15 protein-coding genes are annotated in these 16574 nt (G+C 71.3%); 3 read left to right on the top strand and 12 right to left on the bottom strand.

What is annotated here, in order from left to right:
* Positions 1-9 precede the first annotated feature (9 nt).
* The 9 genes from LE548_RS15375 to LE548_RS15415 form a co-directional block, all read right to left on the bottom strand.
* Positions 10-423: a DUF3151 domain-containing protein gene (locus tag LE548_RS15375; protein ID WP_225097387.1), complete on the bottom strand. Its 414-nt coding sequence runs from the start codon at positions 421-423 to the stop codon at positions 10-12.
* A 57-nt stretch (positions 424-480) separates the two neighbouring features.
* Entirely contained in the window at positions 481-1935 is a 1455-nt protein-coding gene (locus tag LE548_RS15380) for an MFS transporter (protein ID WP_225097388.1), read from the bottom strand.
* 63 nt (positions 1936-1998) lie between these two features.
* Positions 1999-3021: a class II fructose-bisphosphate aldolase gene (gene fbaA / locus LE548_RS15385; RefSeq protein WP_225097389.1), complete on the bottom strand. Its 1023-nt coding sequence runs from the start codon at positions 3019-3021 to the stop codon at positions 1999-2001.
* 143 nt (positions 3022-3164) lie between these two features.
* Positions 3165-3713 carry an orotate phosphoribosyltransferase gene (gene pyrE, locus LE548_RS15390; protein ID WP_225097390.1) on the bottom strand — a complete coding sequence of 183 codons (549 nt, stop codon included), beginning with the start codon at positions 3711-3713 and terminating at the stop codon, positions 3165-3167.
* Positions 3714-3723: 10 nt separating this feature from the next.
* Positions 3724-4512 (bottom strand): aldose 1-epimerase, encoded by a 789-nt coding sequence (locus LE548_RS15395; RefSeq protein WP_225097391.1) that lies wholly within the window; start codon positions 4510-4512, stop codon positions 3724-3726.
* 13 nt (positions 4513-4525) lie between these two features.
* Positions 4526-5353 (bottom strand): SRPBCC domain-containing protein, encoded by an 828-nt coding sequence (locus LE548_RS15400; RefSeq protein WP_225097392.1) that lies wholly within the window; start codon positions 5351-5353, stop codon positions 4526-4528.
* A 54-nt stretch (positions 5354-5407) separates the two neighbouring features.
* Entirely contained in the window at positions 5408-7045 is a 1638-nt protein-coding gene (locus tag LE548_RS15405) for a polyamine aminopropyltransferase (RefSeq protein ID WP_225097393.1), read from the bottom strand.
* Between the two features lie 79 nt (positions 7046-7124).
* Positions 7125-7646 (bottom strand): DUF2617 family protein, encoded by a 522-nt coding sequence (locus tag LE548_RS15410; RefSeq protein ID WP_225097394.1) that lies wholly within the window; start codon positions 7644-7646, stop codon positions 7125-7127.
* Positions 7647-7988: 342 nt separating this feature from the next.
* A complete protein-coding gene (locus LE548_RS15415; protein ID WP_225097395.1) occupies positions 7989-8327 on the bottom strand; it encodes a hypothetical protein in 339 nt (112 codons plus the stop codon).
* Between the two features lie 119 nt (positions 8328-8446).
* Between LE548_RS15415 and LE548_RS15420 the strand changes: the two genes are divergently transcribed.
* Both LE548_RS15420 and LE548_RS15425 read left to right on the top strand, forming a co-directional pair.
* Entirely contained in the window at positions 8447-9646 is a 1200-nt protein-coding gene (locus LE548_RS15420) for a pyridoxal phosphate-dependent aminotransferase (protein WP_225097396.1), read from the top strand.
* A 175-nt stretch (positions 9647-9821) separates the two neighbouring features.
* Positions 9822-10994 (top strand): hypothetical protein, encoded by a 1173-nt coding sequence (locus tag LE548_RS15425; RefSeq protein WP_374116101.1) that lies wholly within the window; start codon positions 9822-9824, stop codon positions 10992-10994.
* Positions 10995-10997: 3 nt separating this feature from the next.
* Here LE548_RS15425 and LE548_RS15430 read toward each other — a convergent pair whose 3' ends face one another.
* The 3 genes from LE548_RS15430 to clpB all read right to left on the bottom strand — a co-directional run bounded on the left by LE548_RS15430 (position 10998) and on the right by clpB (position 15988).
* Positions 10998-11546, bottom strand: a complete 549-nt coding sequence (locus tag LE548_RS15430; RefSeq protein ID WP_225097397.1) for a YbjN domain-containing protein — start codon at positions 11544-11546, stop codon at positions 10998-11000.
* 126 nt (positions 11547-11672) lie between these two features.
* Complete coding sequence (locus LE548_RS15435) at positions 11673-13286, bottom strand: recombinase family protein (protein ID WP_225097398.1); 1614 nt, start codon at positions 13284-13286, stop codon at positions 11673-11675.
* Between the two features lie 104 nt (positions 13287-13390).
* Entirely contained in the window at positions 13391-15988 is a 2598-nt protein-coding gene (clpB, locus tag LE548_RS15440; protein ID WP_225097399.1) for an ATP-dependent chaperone ClpB, read from the bottom strand.
* A 116-nt stretch (positions 15989-16104) separates the two neighbouring features.
* On the opposite strand from clpB, the gene LE548_RS15445 reads away from it, so the two are divergent.
* Positions 16105-16497, top strand: coding sequence for a pyridoxamine 5'-phosphate oxidase family protein (locus LE548_RS15445; protein ID WP_225097400.1), 393 nt, complete (start codon positions 16105-16107; stop codon positions 16495-16497).
* Positions 16498-16574 lie beyond the last annotated feature (77 nt).

Raw genomic sequence — 16574 nt, forward strand, 5'->3', positions numbered from 1 at the left:
CGGGAAGGGTCAGCCCAGGGTCTGGGCGGCCGTCGGGGAGGAGTCCTTCAGGAACTGCGAGCAGCGCTCGTACTCCTCCTGCTCGCCGATCGCCTGCGCGGCGCGGGCGAGGGCGTGCAGGGCGCGCAGGAAGCCGCGGTTCGGCTCGTGCTCCCACGGCACCGGGCCGTGGCCCTTCCAGCCATTGCGGCGCAGGGCGTCCAGGCCGCGGTGGTAGCCCGTACGGGCGTAGGCGTACGACTCCACGACCCGGCCGGCCTCGAACGCGTCGTCGGCCAGCTGGGCCCAGGCGAGGGAGGAGGTGGGGTACTTGGCGGCGACGTCCGCGGGGGCGGTGCCGTTCGCGAGGGCTTCGCGGGGCTCCGGGTCGTCGGGGAGATGGGTCGGGGGCGGGCCGCCGAGGAGGTTCTGGTGAATCGTCATGGGGTCCAGTCTGCTACGCGGCTACGACGGCCGCCGCCGGGTGGGCACCGTCCCGGCCTACACGTGTCCCTTCCCCTCCAGCGGCGGCACCGTCACGCTCCCGTAGGTCCGGCAGTCCGGATGCCGGCAGTCCGGCGCCGGGCGGCGGATCAGGGCGAAGGCCAGCGCCGCGCCCACGACCAGCACCCCCGCGCACATCGGCATCGCCCGCCGGAACGCCGCATCGAAGGAGGACGGCACCCGGTACGCCTCCGGGCCCATGCCCGCCAGCAGCGGCAGCGCCGCCACCGCGATCAGGCCCGCGGCCCGCGCCGCCGCGTTGTTGATGCCGCTGGCCAGGCCCGCACGGGCGGTGTCCACCGAGGCGAGGACCGTCGCCGTCAGAGGGGCGACCAGGGTGACCATGCCGGCGCCCATCACCAGCAGGGCCGGGAGGACGTCCGTGAGGTAGGAGGAGTGCGGCCCCACCCGCAGCATCAGCAGCATCGCCGCCGCACAGAGCAGTGGGCCGACCGTCAGGGGCAGGCGCGGGCCCGTACGGTCCGCCAGGGCGCCCGAGCGGGCCGAGAAGAGCAGCATCAGGGCCGTCGTCGGCAGCAGTGCCGTACCGGCCGCCAGCGGCGAGTAGCCCGCCACCACCTGGAGCTGGAGCGCCACCAGGAAGAAGAAGCCGCCGAACGCCGCGTACACGCACAGGGTGACGAGGTTGACCGCCGTGAACTGGCGTGAGGCGAAGATGTCCGGCGGGAGCATCGGGTCCGGGCGGTGCCGCTCGACCTGGACGAAGGCCACGGCCGCCGCCAGGCCCACGACCGCGGTCAGGGCCACGATCAGTGAACCCGTCCTGGCCTCGATCAGGGCGTACGTCAGCAGGGCCAGGGCCAGGGCGCCCAGCACCGCGCCCAGCACGTCGAAGCGGGCGTGCCTGCCCCCGTCCGCGGACTCCGGGACATGCCGTAGGGCGACCGGTACGCACAGCAGCGCCAGCGGGACGTTCAGCAGGAACACCCAGCGCCAGCCGGGGCCGGACACCAGCCAGCCGCCCAGGAACGGGCCGACCGCCGCGCCGATCCCGCCGAACCCCGACCACAGGCCGACCGCCCGGCTGCGGTCGTCGGGATGGAAGGAGGCCTGGATCAGCGCCAGGGAACCGGGCGTGAGCAGCGCTCCCCCGATGCCCTGCAAGGCCCGCGAGGCGATCAGCATGGCCGGGTTCAGCGCCAGGCCGCACAGCAGGGACGCGGCGGCGAACCACACCACGCCCAGCACGAAGATCTTCCGGCGCCCGTAGTGGTCGCCGAGCGAGCCGCCCAGCAGGATCAGGCCGGCCAGCGTGACCATGTACGCGTTGACCGTCCACTGGAGCGCGGCCAGGCTCGCGTCCAGGTCACGCCCGATGCGGGGCAGCGCCACATTGACGACGGTCGAGTCCAGCAGGGCCATGCTGGAGCCGAGGACCGTGGTGAGCAGGATCCACTTGCCCTGAGGCGAGGCCAGCCGGACATCGGGCATGTCCCCAGGTATACAGCGGGCCCGGTGACGTGGACAGTCACCGGGCCCGTCGAGCGGAGCGGGTTACTTGATCTTGTTGCCCGCCGACCGCAGGTTCTGCGTCGCCTCGACGACACGCGCGGCCATGCCGGCCTCGGCCAGCTTGCCCCAGGTGCGCGGGTCGTAGGACTTCTTGTTGCCGACCTCGCCGTCGACCTTCAGGACACCGTCGTAGTTCGCGAACATGTGGCCCGCGACCGGGCGGGTGAACGCGTACTGGGTGTCCGTGTCGAGGTTCATCTTCACGACGCCGTTCTCCAGCGCGGTCAGGATCTCCTGCTCGGTGGAGCCGGAGCCGCCGTGGAAGACGAAGTCGAACGGGGACGGCTTGCCGAACTTGGCGGCGACGCCCTCGTTCAGCTCCTTCAGCAGCTCGGGGCGCAGCACGACGTTGCCCGGCTTGTACACGCCGTGGACGTTGCCGAAGGACGCGGCCAGCAGGTAGCGGCCCTTCTCGCCCAGGCCCAGGGCCTCCACCGTGCGGATCGCGTCCTCGACCGTGGTGTACAGCTCGTCGTTGATCTCGTGCGAGACGCCGTCCTCCTCACCGCCGGTCGGGGTGATCTCCACCTCCAGGATGATCTTGGCGGCGCTGGTGCGCTCCAGCAGCTCCTGAGCGATGGCGAGGTTGTCGGCGAGGGTCTCGGCGGAGCCGTCCCACATGTGGGACTGGAAGAGCGGGTTCCGGCCGGCCTTCACGCGCTCCTCGGAGATCGCGATCAGCGGACGTACGTACCCGTCGAGCTTGTCCTTCGGGCAGTGGTCCGTGTGCAGCGCGATGTTGACCGGGTACTTCTCGGCGAGGATGTGCGCGTACTCGGCGAGGGCGACCGCGCCCGTCACCATGTCCTTGCTGTACTGGCCGCCGAGGAACTCGGCACCACCGGTCGAGATCTGGACGATGCCGTCGCTCTCCGCCTCCGCGAAGCCGCGCAGTGCCGCGTTCAGGGTCTGCGACGAGGTGACGTTGATGGCCGGGTAGGCGAACTTGCCTGCCTTCGCCCGGTCGAGCATCTCGTTGTAGACCTCGGGGGTTGCGATGGGCATCTGTCCGCTCCTTGTGTTGCGGGTGAGAGGTTCTGCGTTACGGCCCTGACCTAGACCTTAGGGGTGACGTCATCGTCATCCCCATCTTTCCAGACATGGACCCATGGTCCACGCGCCGGTCAAGTCCAGGTCATACCGCCCGGTCAGTCCAGACCCAGTTCATCCTTCGAGAAGGCGAACCGGTACGGAACGCCCGCACCGGCCTCGATCTTCTCGGCGGCACCGGTCGCCCGGTCCACGATGGTCGCGACGGCGACGACCTCGGCGCCGGCCTCGCGCACGGCCTCCACCGCGGTGAGCGGGGAGCCGCCGGTGGTGGAGGTGTCCTCGACCACGAGCACCCGCCGGCCGGCGATGTCCGGGCCCTCGACCCGCCGCTGCATCCCGTGCGCCTTCGCCGCCTTGCGCACGACGAACGCGTCCAGCCGCTTCCCGCGCGCGGCGGCGGCGTGCAGCATGGCGGCCGCGACCGGGTCGGCGCCCATGGTCAGGCCGCCGACCGCGTCGAACTCCAGGTCGGCCGTCAGGTCCAGCAGCACCTGACCGACCAGCGGGGCGGCCACGCCGTCCAGGGTGACGCGGCGCAGGTCGACGTAGTAGTCGGCCTCCAGACCCGAGGAGAGGGTCACCTTGCCGTGCACCACGGCCTTGTCCTTGATCTGCTGCAGCAGCGCGCCGCGTACGTCCGTCATGCCGACCAGCTTAGAGGCGCCGCCAGCTCCAGGTCGTCGTCGCCTCCAGCGGCTCCAGCAGGGTGACCAGGCGCGGGAGCGTGTTCAGGCCGTTGGGCGGGCCGGTCTGCGGCTCCACGCACACGGCCTCGGCCTGCTCGTCGTAGACGACGACCCACTCCTCGTGGCTGGTGACCTTCAGCTCCAGCTGTCCGGGCCAGGTGAGGGTGACGTCGACGCCGTCGGGCATGCCGAAGCAGTCGTCCCAGGGGCCGGGCTTCGGGTCGATCCGGTTGCCGGTGGGCAGATGGTCGTCGCCGCGCTCCTCCTGCCAGGCGGGCTCGAAGTCGAGCGTCACGTCCTGGCCGCCGAGGTTGCGGTTGAACCAGGGGTGCCAGCCGATCTGCGCCGGGAAGGAGTCGTCCCGGGCCTCCACCGACATGGTCAGCGTCAGGCTGTCCTCGGCGAGCGTGACGACCTGGGTGACGCGGCCCGGGTGCGGCCATGGGTCGACCAGGTCGTACGTGATCACCGCCTCGTTCTCCGCGACCTGCGCGGTCTGCCAGGCGCCGTCGCGTGCGGTGCCGTGGATGGCGTGCGGCGGGGAGTTCAGCGGCATCTGGCGGACGATGCCGCCTTCGGGGAAGCGGCCCTCTCTGATCCGGCCGCACCAGGGGACCATGGGGAAGCAGCCGAAGCGGTCCCCTTGGCGGAGCAGTTCCAGGGAGTCGACCCTGAGGGCGCTGATACGGCCGCCGTTGGCGGGGCTGACGTGTACTTCTGCGGTGCCCGCGGTCAGCGTGATGTCGTCGTTACTCACGGGACGACACTACTCACCTGCGCTTGCGAAGTGCCCTTGTCACGACGATCGCCGACGCCAGGGCCACGGCCGCCGCCGGGGCCGCCCAGCGCAGCGCCTGGTTCCCGGTGATCGTCTGGGGGGCCGGGACCGGCGCGTAGCGGCCTCTCGGCGGGGCGTGGTCGACCTCCTCGGCGCTGCGGCCGATCATCGTGCGGCGGGCGTGCGCGGCCTCGGCGGGGGGTTCGCCGGTGTCGGTGAAGTCGTCCGAGAAGCGGTCCGTCGCGGGGTCCAGGGAGGGCGGGGGAACCTCGGTGTCGAAGACCGAGGGGTGTTCCGCCTCCGGTGCCTCCGGTGCCTCCTCCGGCTCCAGCGCCTCTTCGGACTCCGGTGCCTCTTCGGACTCCGGTACCTCCTCCGGTTCGCGCTCCTCCGGCTCCCGCACCGGTTCCGCCAGGTTCTCCAGGAAACGGTTCAGCAGGCGCGTCGCCGCCGAACTCACCGCCTCCGCCGGGAGTTCCGCGATGCGGCCGTCCGCGTCCGCCGTGCCCTCGGCCGTGACCGTCGTGCCGCCCTCGGTCTCCGTGAGGCGCAGGGTGAGGGCGAGTTTCACGGTGCCGGTGCCCCGGGCCTCGGTGGCGTCCCCCGTGACGTCGTACGCGCCGTCCTCGCGGGGCGTGATCCGTACGGCCCCCCGGTAGGTGACGGAATGTCCGCCGACGCGCAGCTTCAGCCGGCCGGCGACGGGGTCGGCACCGGCGTCCTGCTGAAGGCCGGGGACCGCGCGGGCGACGCGTGCGGGGTCGGCGAGGGCGCTCCTGAGCGGGTCGACCGGGACCGGGACGAAGACCTGGTGCTCCATGTCGGCTGAGCCTACCCAGGAGTGGCCGGAACGTACCCTGCGACGACCGGCCGGTCAGTACCGCGGATGCACCAGCGTGGAGGCCGGCAGCCCGGGGATCCGGGTCCGCCCGGCCGCCGTCGCGTCCGCCGTCAGGCCGGCCCGGGTGAGGGTGCGCGGGTGGCCGGCGCCCAGGCGCAGCGGGGGCGCGGTGGGTCCCGGGGCCGCCAGCAGGAAGCCCCAGTCGTGCGGGGCGCGGGAGGCATCGGCCGAGCGGTCGGGGCCGGCCGCGAAGCCGGAGTCGTGGCCGAGGACCCGGTAGGGGGAGGTGGCGAAGCCCGCCGCGCGGAGGGTCGCGGCGACCGTCCAGAAGACCCGGGGGCGGGTGGTGACGGCCCCGGCGTGCACGACGAGCCGGCCGCCGGGGGCGAGGACGTGGCGGGCCAGGCCGTAGAACTCCTGGGAGTACAGCTTGGTGCTGGCGGTGATGCCGGGGTCGGGCAGGTCGGCGATCACGACGTCGTACGCCGAGGCGGGCGCCCCGCGCAGCCAGCCGAAGGCGTCGGCCGTGACGACGTGGACGCGGGGGTCGTCGTAGGCGTGGCCGTTGGCGGCGGCGAGGCCGGGGTCGTGGCGGGCGAGGCGGACCAGGCCGGAGTCGATCTCGACGAGGTCGACGCGGCGCACCCCGCGCGCGCCCAGCACCTCGCGGGCGGCCATGCCGTCGCCGCCGCCGAGGATGAGCACGCGCGCGTGGGCGCCGTCGGACAGGGCCGGGTGGACGAGGGCCTCGTGGTAGCGGCGTTCGTCGCGGCCGCCGACGCGGAGCCGGCCGTCGAGGAAGAGGTCGAGGGGCTTGCCGCCGGTGCCGCCGGCCAGGACGACCTCCTGTACGTCCGTCTGCACGGCGACCCGGACGTCCTGGCCGTAGACGGCGTGCCGGGCGGCGCGTTCGAAGTCGCCGGCGAGGGCGGCGGCGGAGGCGAGGACGCCGAGGACGGTGAGGCCGACGAGGAGCAGGGTCCAGCGGGCCCGGTGGGACAGGTCGCGGCGGAAGAGGCCGAGGACGAGGGCGCCGCCCGCCACCACGTTGACCGTGCCGGTGACCAGCGCGCCCGTCAACTGGCCGAGGAACGGCAGCAGGAGGAAGGGAAAGGCCAGGCCGCCGACCAGCGCGCCGACGTAGTCCGCGGCGAACAGGTCGGCGACCGCGCCGCCCGCGTCCTGGAGCCGGATGCGCTGGATCAGCTCCATCAGCAGCGGCACCTCGGCGCCGATGAGCAGACCGATGGCGAGGGAGAAGGCGACCAGCAGGAAGCGCGGGCCGTCGGCCCAGACCCCGCCCCAGCCGCCGGTCCAGGCGAAGACGGCGTACAGCGCCATCGCGCTGCATCCGCCGATGAGCGCCAGGGTCGTCTCGATGGCGCCGAAGCCGGCCGCCGCGTGCCAGCGCAGCCGCTTGGCGCCGAGCGAGCCGACCCCCATCGCGAACACCATGACGGACAGCACGACGGAGGCCTGGGTGACCGAGTCGCCCATCAAGTACGAGGCGAACGCGACGAGTTCGAGTTCGTACACCAGCCCGCAGGCCGCGCAGACGAAGACGCACAGGAGGACCAGGAACCGCCCGGTGCCGGGCCGGACGGGCAGCCGGGCGGGGCCTGTCCAGTGGGGCGGGACGCGCGGGGGCGCGGGGGCGTGCGGTTCGATCACCCTGCGACGTTACGTCACATGCTCGGCACGCTTCGTCACCCACACGTGTGAATCTGAGGCGAGTTGCGGCCGAACACGTTTATGCGGCTGCGGTCGGCATCCGGGCGCCCACGCGGGTGCGGGTGGCGACCAGCTGGCCGTCCTGCGGGTAGGCGTGCCAGGTCCGCCAGTGCACCTGGCCCTCGTGCCGCTGGGCCAGCATCGCGGTGAAGGCGTGCGGGCTGCCCGGGAACACGCCCGCCAGGCCGTGCGGATGGTCGGAGACCAGGGCCAGCAACTCCTGGGCACGGCCCGCGAAGGAGCCGGGCGTGAGCAGTTCGACGCGGGCGGCGAACTCGTACTCCCAGTCGCCGACGCGTTTGGCGACGCCGAGTGGCAGCGGGGTGCTGGAGCCGGGGATGCACGCGACCGTCTCCGAACAGTTGCCGCGCTCCTCCTCCAGCAGCACCTGGTGGGACGCGCCGAGCAGTCTCAACTGGAGCTTCGCCCCGGTCAGTTCGAGGTCGAGGGTGGCCAGTGCGGGCAGCGGCTCGCGCCCCAGGGCCCAGGCGAGGTCGGCGGCGCGCGTGTCGGTGTAGGAGGTGTTCAGGGTCGTGAGCATGGGTCGGCTCCGCTAACACACGAAGAGGGAGGGAGATCGGCCACGTCAGCCAGGTCGGCGTCCCGGCCGTCCCGGCCGGAGGGGGAAGTCTGCGGGGCGTCCGAGGGGCTGCGTTGGCGTTTTAGAGGGAATCATGGACAGAGCAGCCGCCACAGCTTTTTTACCCAACTTCGTGGGCTTTCCATCCCTCAGAGGGCTTCTCTGCTCAACTGTTCAACCATGGCGTACGCGGGGCGCGCGTCCCCACGGGCGAGCGCCCGCCGGCTGCCATCGCCCGGCGGGCGCCCGTGGTGCGGACCGGACACGGTTCCCCCGGAACCCTGGGAGCTCAGCTGCCCCGTGTCAGCTGCCTCCCCCGCATCCGCCCCCGCACGAGGAACCTCCGCCGCAGGAGGAGTGGCCGCCGCAGGAGTGGCCGCCGCCGCACGAGTGGTGGCCGCCGTGGTGTCCCCCGTGGCTCCCCGAGGACGAGCCCGAGTCGCCGCCGCCCACCCACCAACTGCTCGCGCCGTCGGCGTACGCCCCCGAGGAGGACGACGTCGACGACGAGGAGCGGTACGACCGCGACCGGCCGCCCTTGCCGAGCGACACCCGCGTCCGCCGGTTCCTGGCCCGACTCCGCAGCGCCCCGACGCTCACGAACACGACGACCGCCAGCACGACGAGGATGACGATGCCCATGGACGTCACCTGCTTTCCGTTCCCCCGAGACGGCCCCCCGTGGACCGCGGTGAACGAGGGATGCCCGGCCGCCCGAAGGCGCAAAGCAGAGTTGAGGAACTCCAGAGCTTGAGCGCAGGATGACCGGCATGACCTCCACCACGCGCCCCCACCTGAACCGCCGGCTAGCCGAGTTCGGTACGACGATCTTCGCCGAGATGTCCGCCCTCGCCACGGCGACCGGGTCGATCAACCTGGGCCAGGGCTTCCCCGACACCGACGGCCCCGAGGAGGTCCGGGAGGCCGCCGTACGGGCGCTGCGCGAGGGCCGCGGCAACCAGTACCCGCCGGGGCCGGGCATCCCCGAGCTGCGCACCGCGATCGCCGCGCACCAGCTGCGCCGCTACGGGCTGTCGTACGACCCCGACACCGAGGTGCTGGTCACGGCGGGCGCGACGGAGGCGATCGCGGCGAGCCTGCTGGCCCTGCTGGAACCGGGCGACGAGGTAGTGGCCCTGGAGCCGTACTACGACTCCTACGCGGCGAGCATCGCGATGGCGGGCGGCCGCCGGGTCCCGGTGACCCTGCGCCCGGACGCCGACGAGGGGGCCTCCTTCCGCCTGGACCTGGACGAACTGCGCGCGGCGGTCACCGACGCCACCCGCCTCCTGCTGATCAACACCCCGCACAACCCCACCGGTACGGTCCTCACGCGCGCGGAGCTGGCCGCGATCGCCGAGCTGGCGGTCGAGCGGGATCTGCTGGTCGTGACGGACGAGGTGTACGAGCACCTGGTCTTCGACGAGGCCGAGCACGTCCCCCTCGCCACGTTCCCCGGGATGCGCGAGCGCGCGGTCACCATCGGCTCGGCCGGCAAGACGTTCTCCTTCACCGGCTGGAAGGTCGGCTGGGTGACGGCCGCGCCGGAGCTGGTCAGCGCGGTTCGCTCGGTGAAGCAGTTCCTGACGTACGTCTCCTCGGGCCCCTTCCAGTACGCGATCGCCGAAGCTCTGCGGTTGCCGGACTCGTACTTCGACGGCTTCCGCGCCGACCTGCGCCGCAAGCGCGACCTGCTCGGCGACGGCCTGCGCGCGGCCGGGTTCGAGGTCTACCAGCCCCAGGGCACGTACTTCATCACCACCGACATCACCCCCTTCGGTGAGAAGGACGCCTACGCCTTCTGCCGGGCGCTGCCCGAACGCTGCGGTGTCGTCGCCATCCCGAACTCCGTCTTCTACGACGACCCCGACGCCGGCCGCAGCCAGGTCCGCTTCACTTTCTGCAAGCGGGACGACGTGCTCGCCGAGGCCACCGGTCGCCTGCGACGCCTCGGGTCCTGAACTCACGAACGGGGCCCCGGATTCACGTTCCCCGGCAGGTCGTGGCGCAGCACGCTGTACCGGGACCTGGCCGCCACCCAGTCGATCCACAACGCACCCGCAGACGGGCGACGAGACGCAACCTGACGGCGCGTCACCGCACGGCCGAAACGAGCGTCACGCAAGGTGCTCAGATGTGACCCACGCCAGCCCCCTCCGCACCGCTCTCAGCGCCCGCCCCATCATCACGCCGAAGCCGGCGCCGCACCTCGTCGCCGTAGGCCTCTTCCTCGGCGCCCGGCTCGCCGGCGCGGCCGTGCTCACGCTCGTCGCCACGCTCGCCGACCAGCGCCCGCTCACGCTGCTCGGCCGGTCCTGGGACTCGGTCTGGTACCTGGGCATCGCCGTGCACGGCTATGGCCACGACCTGCCCTCCCACGCCCCGGGCGTCCACAGCGACCTGGCCTTCTTCCCGCTGTACCCGGCACTGGTGCGGGCCGTGACGGCGGTGCTGCCGGTCACCGGGGGCGCGGCCGGGCTGCTGATCTCGTGGGCCGCGGCCGCGGTGGCCGCCGCCGGGATCTACGCGGTCGGCGACCTGCTGCACGGGCGGTCCACCGGGATCGCGCTGGTGCTGCTGTGGGGGCTGCTGCCGCACTCGGTGGTGCTGTCGATGGCGTACACCGAGCCGCTGCTGACCGCGCTGGCGGCCTGGTCGCTGTACGCGCTGCTGGCCGGCAACTGGCTGTGGGCGGGCGCGCTGGCGGCGCTCGCGGGGCTGTCCCGGCCGAACGGGTTCGCGGTCGCCGCCGCCGTACTGGCCACGGCCGCATGTGCGGTGTGGCGGCGGCGCGGAAAGGTTTCCCACAGGCTGTGGACGGGCGCGGCGCTCGCCCCGCTGGGCTGGGCGGGGTACGTGCTGCGGGTCGGCCTGCACGAGGGTGATCCGCTGGGCGGCTATTTCGAGGTGCAGCGGCAGTGGGGGTCGAGGTTCGACTTCGGGCGGGGCTCGCTGCACTTCGTGCATCTGATGGTGGCGCACGGCAGCCCGTTCGTGTTCCCGGTGACGCTGCTGATCGTGACGGCCGGGACGGTGCTGTTCGTGCTGCTGGCGCTGGACCGTGCCCCGGTGCCGCTGCTCGTGCACAGCGGGGTGCTGCTGCTGATCGCGCTCGGCGGGTCGGGCTTCTTCGAGTCCAAGCCGCGGTTCCTGCTGCCGGCGTTCCCGCTGCTGCTGCCGCTCGCGCGGCTGCTGGTCCGCCTGGCACGAACCCGGCCCTGGCACACGACCGTGCTGGTCGCGACCCTGGCCGGGTTCAGCTATCTCTACGGCGCGTACCTGGTCGTCTACGCGCACACTCCCCTGTAGGGACTACTGCTCGTCGCTCTCGGGGGTGTCCCCCTCGTCGCCCTGGGCCGCCTGGTCGAGCTCCTGCTCCAGGCCGAGCTGCTCCAGCAGCCACTTGTCGAACTCGATCGCGGCCCGCACCCAGCTGACCGTCGAGGAGACGAAGTGGTTGATGTCGACGCCCGTGCCGATCAGCATCTGGGCCTCGCCGATGAGGCGGACGGTGCCGTCCTCGTGGGTGTGGGTGTAGACCTTGGGCCACAGGGTACGGCGGTTCCAGTCGTCGACGGCCTCCAGCAGCTGCGCCTTCTCGTCGATCTTGTGGGGGCGGTCGTAGAAGGTCCGCACCGAGAAGACCGCCTGGTCGGCCTCCCCGCGGAACATGAAGTACGTGCGGAACTGCTCCCACGGAGCCGCGAGGTCACCCTCCTCGTCGACGACGTACTTCAGCTCCATCTGGTCGAGGAGCTGCTTCACGAGGTCCTGATCCGGAAGGACGGGGCCCGCCGGTCCCTGGGGCTGCGGTTCGGGCTGGCCCCCGAAGTTCGGAATCGAGGACGGGTCGATGGACATACTTGAACACTCCTGCGGTCGTCTGGCGCGTCCGGCCATCGCTGGGACCAGACGTACTGTCCACCCTCTCGCTATTGGACCGCGACCGGCAACCTGCCCGGCAGCGAGCCGCCTCCGCGTGGCAGATCAGCGAGGTGAGTACCAGAATCCCGACCTCATTCCCTTGCTCTGTCGAAGCTCCACGAAGTAACGGCGGGCTCTCTCCTCACGGCAGTCGATTCGATCTGCGTCCTGCCGTGGCACGGCCGCAGGGACATACATGTGTACGGTGCCCGATCTGTGAGTACCCTCACAGAAACAGCGAACACCAGCTTTACGGAGGAGGGACGCCCTGGCGTCCCAGTCCGCTCTCGCGGACCACTGTTCGCGGTAAACCGCACCGGTCGGCTCCTCGATCCACCGGGCGGGGACCGCTGGATCGGCCTCCAGCCGCTCGATGGTCCTGGCGTGCTCGTCCATCTGCCGGGCCAAGGCCTCGACGGCCAGGGCGCTGGCCGCCTGTCCGACGGCGGCGGTGAGGTTGACGAGGGCCGCCCGCAACTCGGCGATCGCCGCCGCGTGGTCCCGTCCCGGCACGTAAGTGCGTTTCGTCTCTGTCAGATCGCCGGCCGCATCCAGGAAGCGCCGCTCAACGGTCTCGTGGAGACTCTCGGCGCGCCAGGTCGCGGGAGCCTCACAGCGGTTCATCTCGGAGACGGAACGGCACTGGTAGTAGGTGAGCACACGCACCGTACCGTCGGCCAGGCGGTTCTTCTGGTGCCGCACGTACATGGGCCTGCCGCAGATGCAGAAGAGCACGCCGAGGAGAGGAGTGCGCCAGCCCTTTGCCGACCTGGGCTCTCCCGTGTTCCTCTCGGTGGTGATCGCGTCCTGGAGGGCCGCGAACTCCTGAGGGGTGAGGATGGGATCCGCCCAGACCACCGGCTCTCCGTCCTCGTCCAGGACAGGTTCGGAGCGATGCATCATCACGCCGATCAGAGCGGGCGACCTCAGCATGTTGCGCAGAGGGGTCACCGACCAGAGCGTCCCCTTCTCAGGCCTGCGCTCATGTTCCGGAAGGCCCTTGTTCTGTTCCCTGCGCTGGTGGTCCCGGGCGCTGGGTACACCCCGCGCATTCCAGTCCTGCGCCACGGCGTAGACCGTGTCGCCACCATGGACGATGCGCTCGTACGCCTCACGCACGAGCCGTGAGGTGTGGGGGTCGACAGCCAGGCGTTTGCGGGACTCACCCAGATGGGTGAACACCTCGGCACAGTAGCCGAACGGCCAGATTCCGCCGTTCCACAGCCTGTTGTCGCGGAAGAACTGCGTGCGGTCGAGCTGCTTGGCCTGGACTGACTTGCGGTACTTGGCAGCCTGGGCCGCCTTGATCCCCGCCAGCATCCGGCCCTCCTCGGAGTGGATGTCGAACGTCGGATCGTCGAGGACTTCGATGTCCTTCCCGTTCTTGAGGATCCAGTCGACGAAGTGCCACCAGTGCATGTCATCGCGAGTGATGCGGTCTTGCTCGGTGACCATGAGGACATCCCACTCGTGCACAAGAGGCTCGTTGAGCCACTTCCTCAGGCTGGGGCGGTGGTCGAGGTGCACAGCGCCGGACACAGTGGCGTCGACGACGCGCCCCACCTCGGTGTAACCACGCCGTCGCAGCGCGATCGTGAGCGCCTCGTCCTGCCGCGTGAGCGCCGACGAAGCCTCCGTGTCACGGCTGATGCGCTGAACCGCCAGTACTCGCTTCATATGACATCCCTCCCGGCTGGAGGAACGAGCCGACCTGCCGGGAGGTTACGTCAAACATCATCTATCGACTCGATACTCACCGCGAAGCAGCGAGCCGTCCGAAGTCACAGCGTCTTCCCGGTCGCCGGCCCCACCAGCAGCCCCTCGCCGAAGCGGTCCACGCGGACCGTGTCGCCGTCCTTGATCTCGCCGGAGAGGATCTCCCGGGCGAGCCGGTCGCCGATGGTGGTCTGCACCAGGCGGCGCAGCGGCCGGGCGCCGTAGGCCGGGTCGTTGCCCTCCTCGGCGAGCCAGGCCAGCGCCTCGGGCGTGACCTCCAGGGTGAGCCGGCGCTCGGCCAGCCGCCTGCCCAGCCGGTCGATCTGGAGCTGCGCGATCCGCTCCAGCTCGGCCTTGTCGAGGGCCGAGAAGACCACCAGGTCGTCCAGCCGGTTGAGGAACTCCGGCTTGAAGGAGGCCCGGACGACCTCCAGGACCTGCTGCTTCTTCTCCTCCTCACCGGTGATCGGGTCGATCAGGTACTGGCTGCCCAGGTTGGAGGTGAGCACCAGGATGGTGTTGCGGAAGTCGACCGTACGGCCCTGTCCGTCCGTCAGGCGTCCGTCGTCCAGGACCTGGAGCAGGATGTCGAAGACCTCGGGGTGGGCCTTCTCCACCTCGTCCAGCAGCACGACGGTGTACGGCCGCCTGCGCACGGCCTCCGTCAGCTGGCCGCCCTCCTCGTAGCCGACGTAGCCGGGAGGCGCGCCGACCAGGCGGGCCACGCTGTGCTTCTCGCCGTACTCCGACATGTCGATGCGGACCATGGCCCGCTCGTCGTCGAAGAGGAAGTCGGCGAGGGCCTTGGCGAGTTCGGTCTTGCCGACGCCCGTCGGGCCGAGGAAGAGGAACGATCCGGTGGGGCGGTCGGGGTCGGCGATCCCGGCGCGTGCGCGTCGTACGGCGTCCGACACGGCCCGTACGGCCTCGGTCTGGCCGATGAGCCGCTTGCCCAGCTCCTCCTCCATGCGCAGCAGCTTCTGCGTCTCGCCCTCCAGCAGGCGCCCGGCGGGGATGCCGGTCCAGGCGGCGACGACGTCGGCGATGTCGTCGGAGCCGACCTCCTCCTTGACCATCGTGTCCTGGGCGGCCTCCTCCTCGGCCTCGGAGGCGGCCTCCAGCTCCTTCTCCAGCGTGGGGATCTCGCCGTACAGCAGCTTGGCCGCGCGGTCGAAGTCGCCGTCGCGCTGGGCGCGTTCGGCCTGGCCACGCAGGTCGTCCAGGCGTTCCTTGAGCTCGCCGACCCGGTTGAGGGACTGCTTCTCCTTCTCCCAGCGGGCGGTCAGGCCGCGCAGTTCCTCCTCCTTGTCGGCGAGGTCGCGGCGCAGCTTCTCCAGGCGGGTGACGGAGGCCGGGTCGGTCTCCTTGGCGATCGCCAGCTCCTCCATCTTCAACCGGTCGACGGCGCGCTGGAGTTCATCGATCTCGACGGGGGACGAGTCGATCTCCATACGGAGCCGGGAGGCCGCCTCGTCGACCAGGTCGATGGCCTTGTCGGGAAGGAAACGGGAGGTGATGTAGCGGTCGGAGAGGGTGGCCGCCGCCACCAGCGCGCTGTCGGCGATCTGCACCTTGTGGTGGGCCTCGTACCGGCCCTTCAGGCCGCGGAGGATCGCGATCGTGTCCTCCACCGTCGGCTCGGCGACCAGCACCTGCTGGAAGCGCCGCTCCAGCGCCGGGTCCTTCTCGATCCGCTCGCGGTACTCGTCGAGCGTCGTCGCCCCGACCATCCGCAGCTCACCACGGGCGAGCATGGGCTTGAGCATGTTGCCCGCGTCCATGGCGGAGTCGCCGCCCGCCCCCGCCCCGACCACGGTGTGCAGCTCGTCGATGAAGGTGATGATCTGCCCGTCGGAGTCCTTGATCTCGCCGAGCACGGCCTTCAGCCGCTCCTCGAACTCGCCCCGGTACTTGGCCCCGGCGACCATCGCGCCGAGGTCGAGGGAGACGAGCCGCTTGTCCTTGAGGGACTCGGGGACGTCCCCCTTGACGATCCGCTGCGCGAGCCCCTCCACGACGGCCGTCTTGCCGACACCGGGCTCGCCGATGAGGACGGGGTTGTTCTTCGTACGACGGCTCAGCACCTGCACGACCCGCCGGATCTCCTGGTCCCGCCCGATGACCGGATCCAGCCGGCCCTCGCGGGCGGCGGCGGTGAAGTCGGTGCCGAACTTCTCCAGGGCCTTGTACTGACCCTCGGGGTCGGCGGTGGTCACGCGGCGTCCTCCCCTGGCCTTCTTGAAGGCCTCCAGCAGCTTCTTCGCATCGGCGCCCTGCGCCTGGAGCACCTCGGCGACCCGGCCGCCCTTCGCGGCGATGCCGATGAGCAGGTGCTCGGTGGACAGGTACTCGTCGCCGAGGTCCTTCGCGCGCTCACCGGCGTCGGCGAGCACGGCCAGCAGCTCGCGGTTGGGCTGCGGCGGCGCGACGGTGGACCCGGTCACGCTGGGCAGCGTGGCCAGGATCTTCTCCGTACCGGAGCGTACGGCGGCCTGATCGGCGTCGACGGCCGCGAGCAGGTCGATGATGTTCGCGTTGTCCTGGCCCTGGAGCAGAGCCAGCAGCAGATGAGCGGGGGTGAGGTCCGGGTGTCCCTCGGTCACGGCGCGGTTGCTCGCCGCGTTGATCGCGTCCCGGCTCCTGTTGGTCAGCTCGGCGTCCACGTGTCCGTTCTCCTCCTGCGCGACTCTCTTCCACTGCTGACTTAAGCAGCGTACACAAAGTTGAGTCTATTCCGCTCAAGGTGGGCGGGAGAACGTGGGGGCACTAGGTTGCGGGCATGCTGAAGCACTCCGACGAATACCTGATCTTCTGGCGGGAACGGCACCTGTGCACGCTGACCACGCTCCGGCCCGACGGCAGCCCGCACGTGGTGCCGGTCGGGGTGACATACGACGCGGAGGCCGGGCTGGCCCGGGTGATCACCAACGGGACCAGCACGAAGGTGCGGCACGTGCGCGCGGCCGGAAGTGAGGGCGCCCGGGTGGCGGTGTGCCAGGTGGACGGCCGGCGCTGGGCCACGCTGGAGGGCCGGGCGCGGATACGGACGGAACCGGAACGGGTCGCGGAGGCGGTCCGGCGCTACGCCGAGCGCTACGAGCGGACACCGGGGCCGAATCCGGCCCGCGTGGTGATCGAGATCGAGGTCGAGCGGGCCCTGGGACATGGCTGAGACGGCCGACTACTTTCGGCCACCGCGGGAGCGCGCCCATACCCCGAAATGTCCCCGCAAACTGCAGCGGCGGGGCC

Origin of the sequence: Streptomyces sp. CoH27 (assembly GCF_020181035.1) — a bacterium.
Classification (GTDB): Bacteria; Actinomycetota; Actinomycetes; order Streptomycetales; family Streptomycetaceae; genus Streptomyces; species Streptomyces camelliae.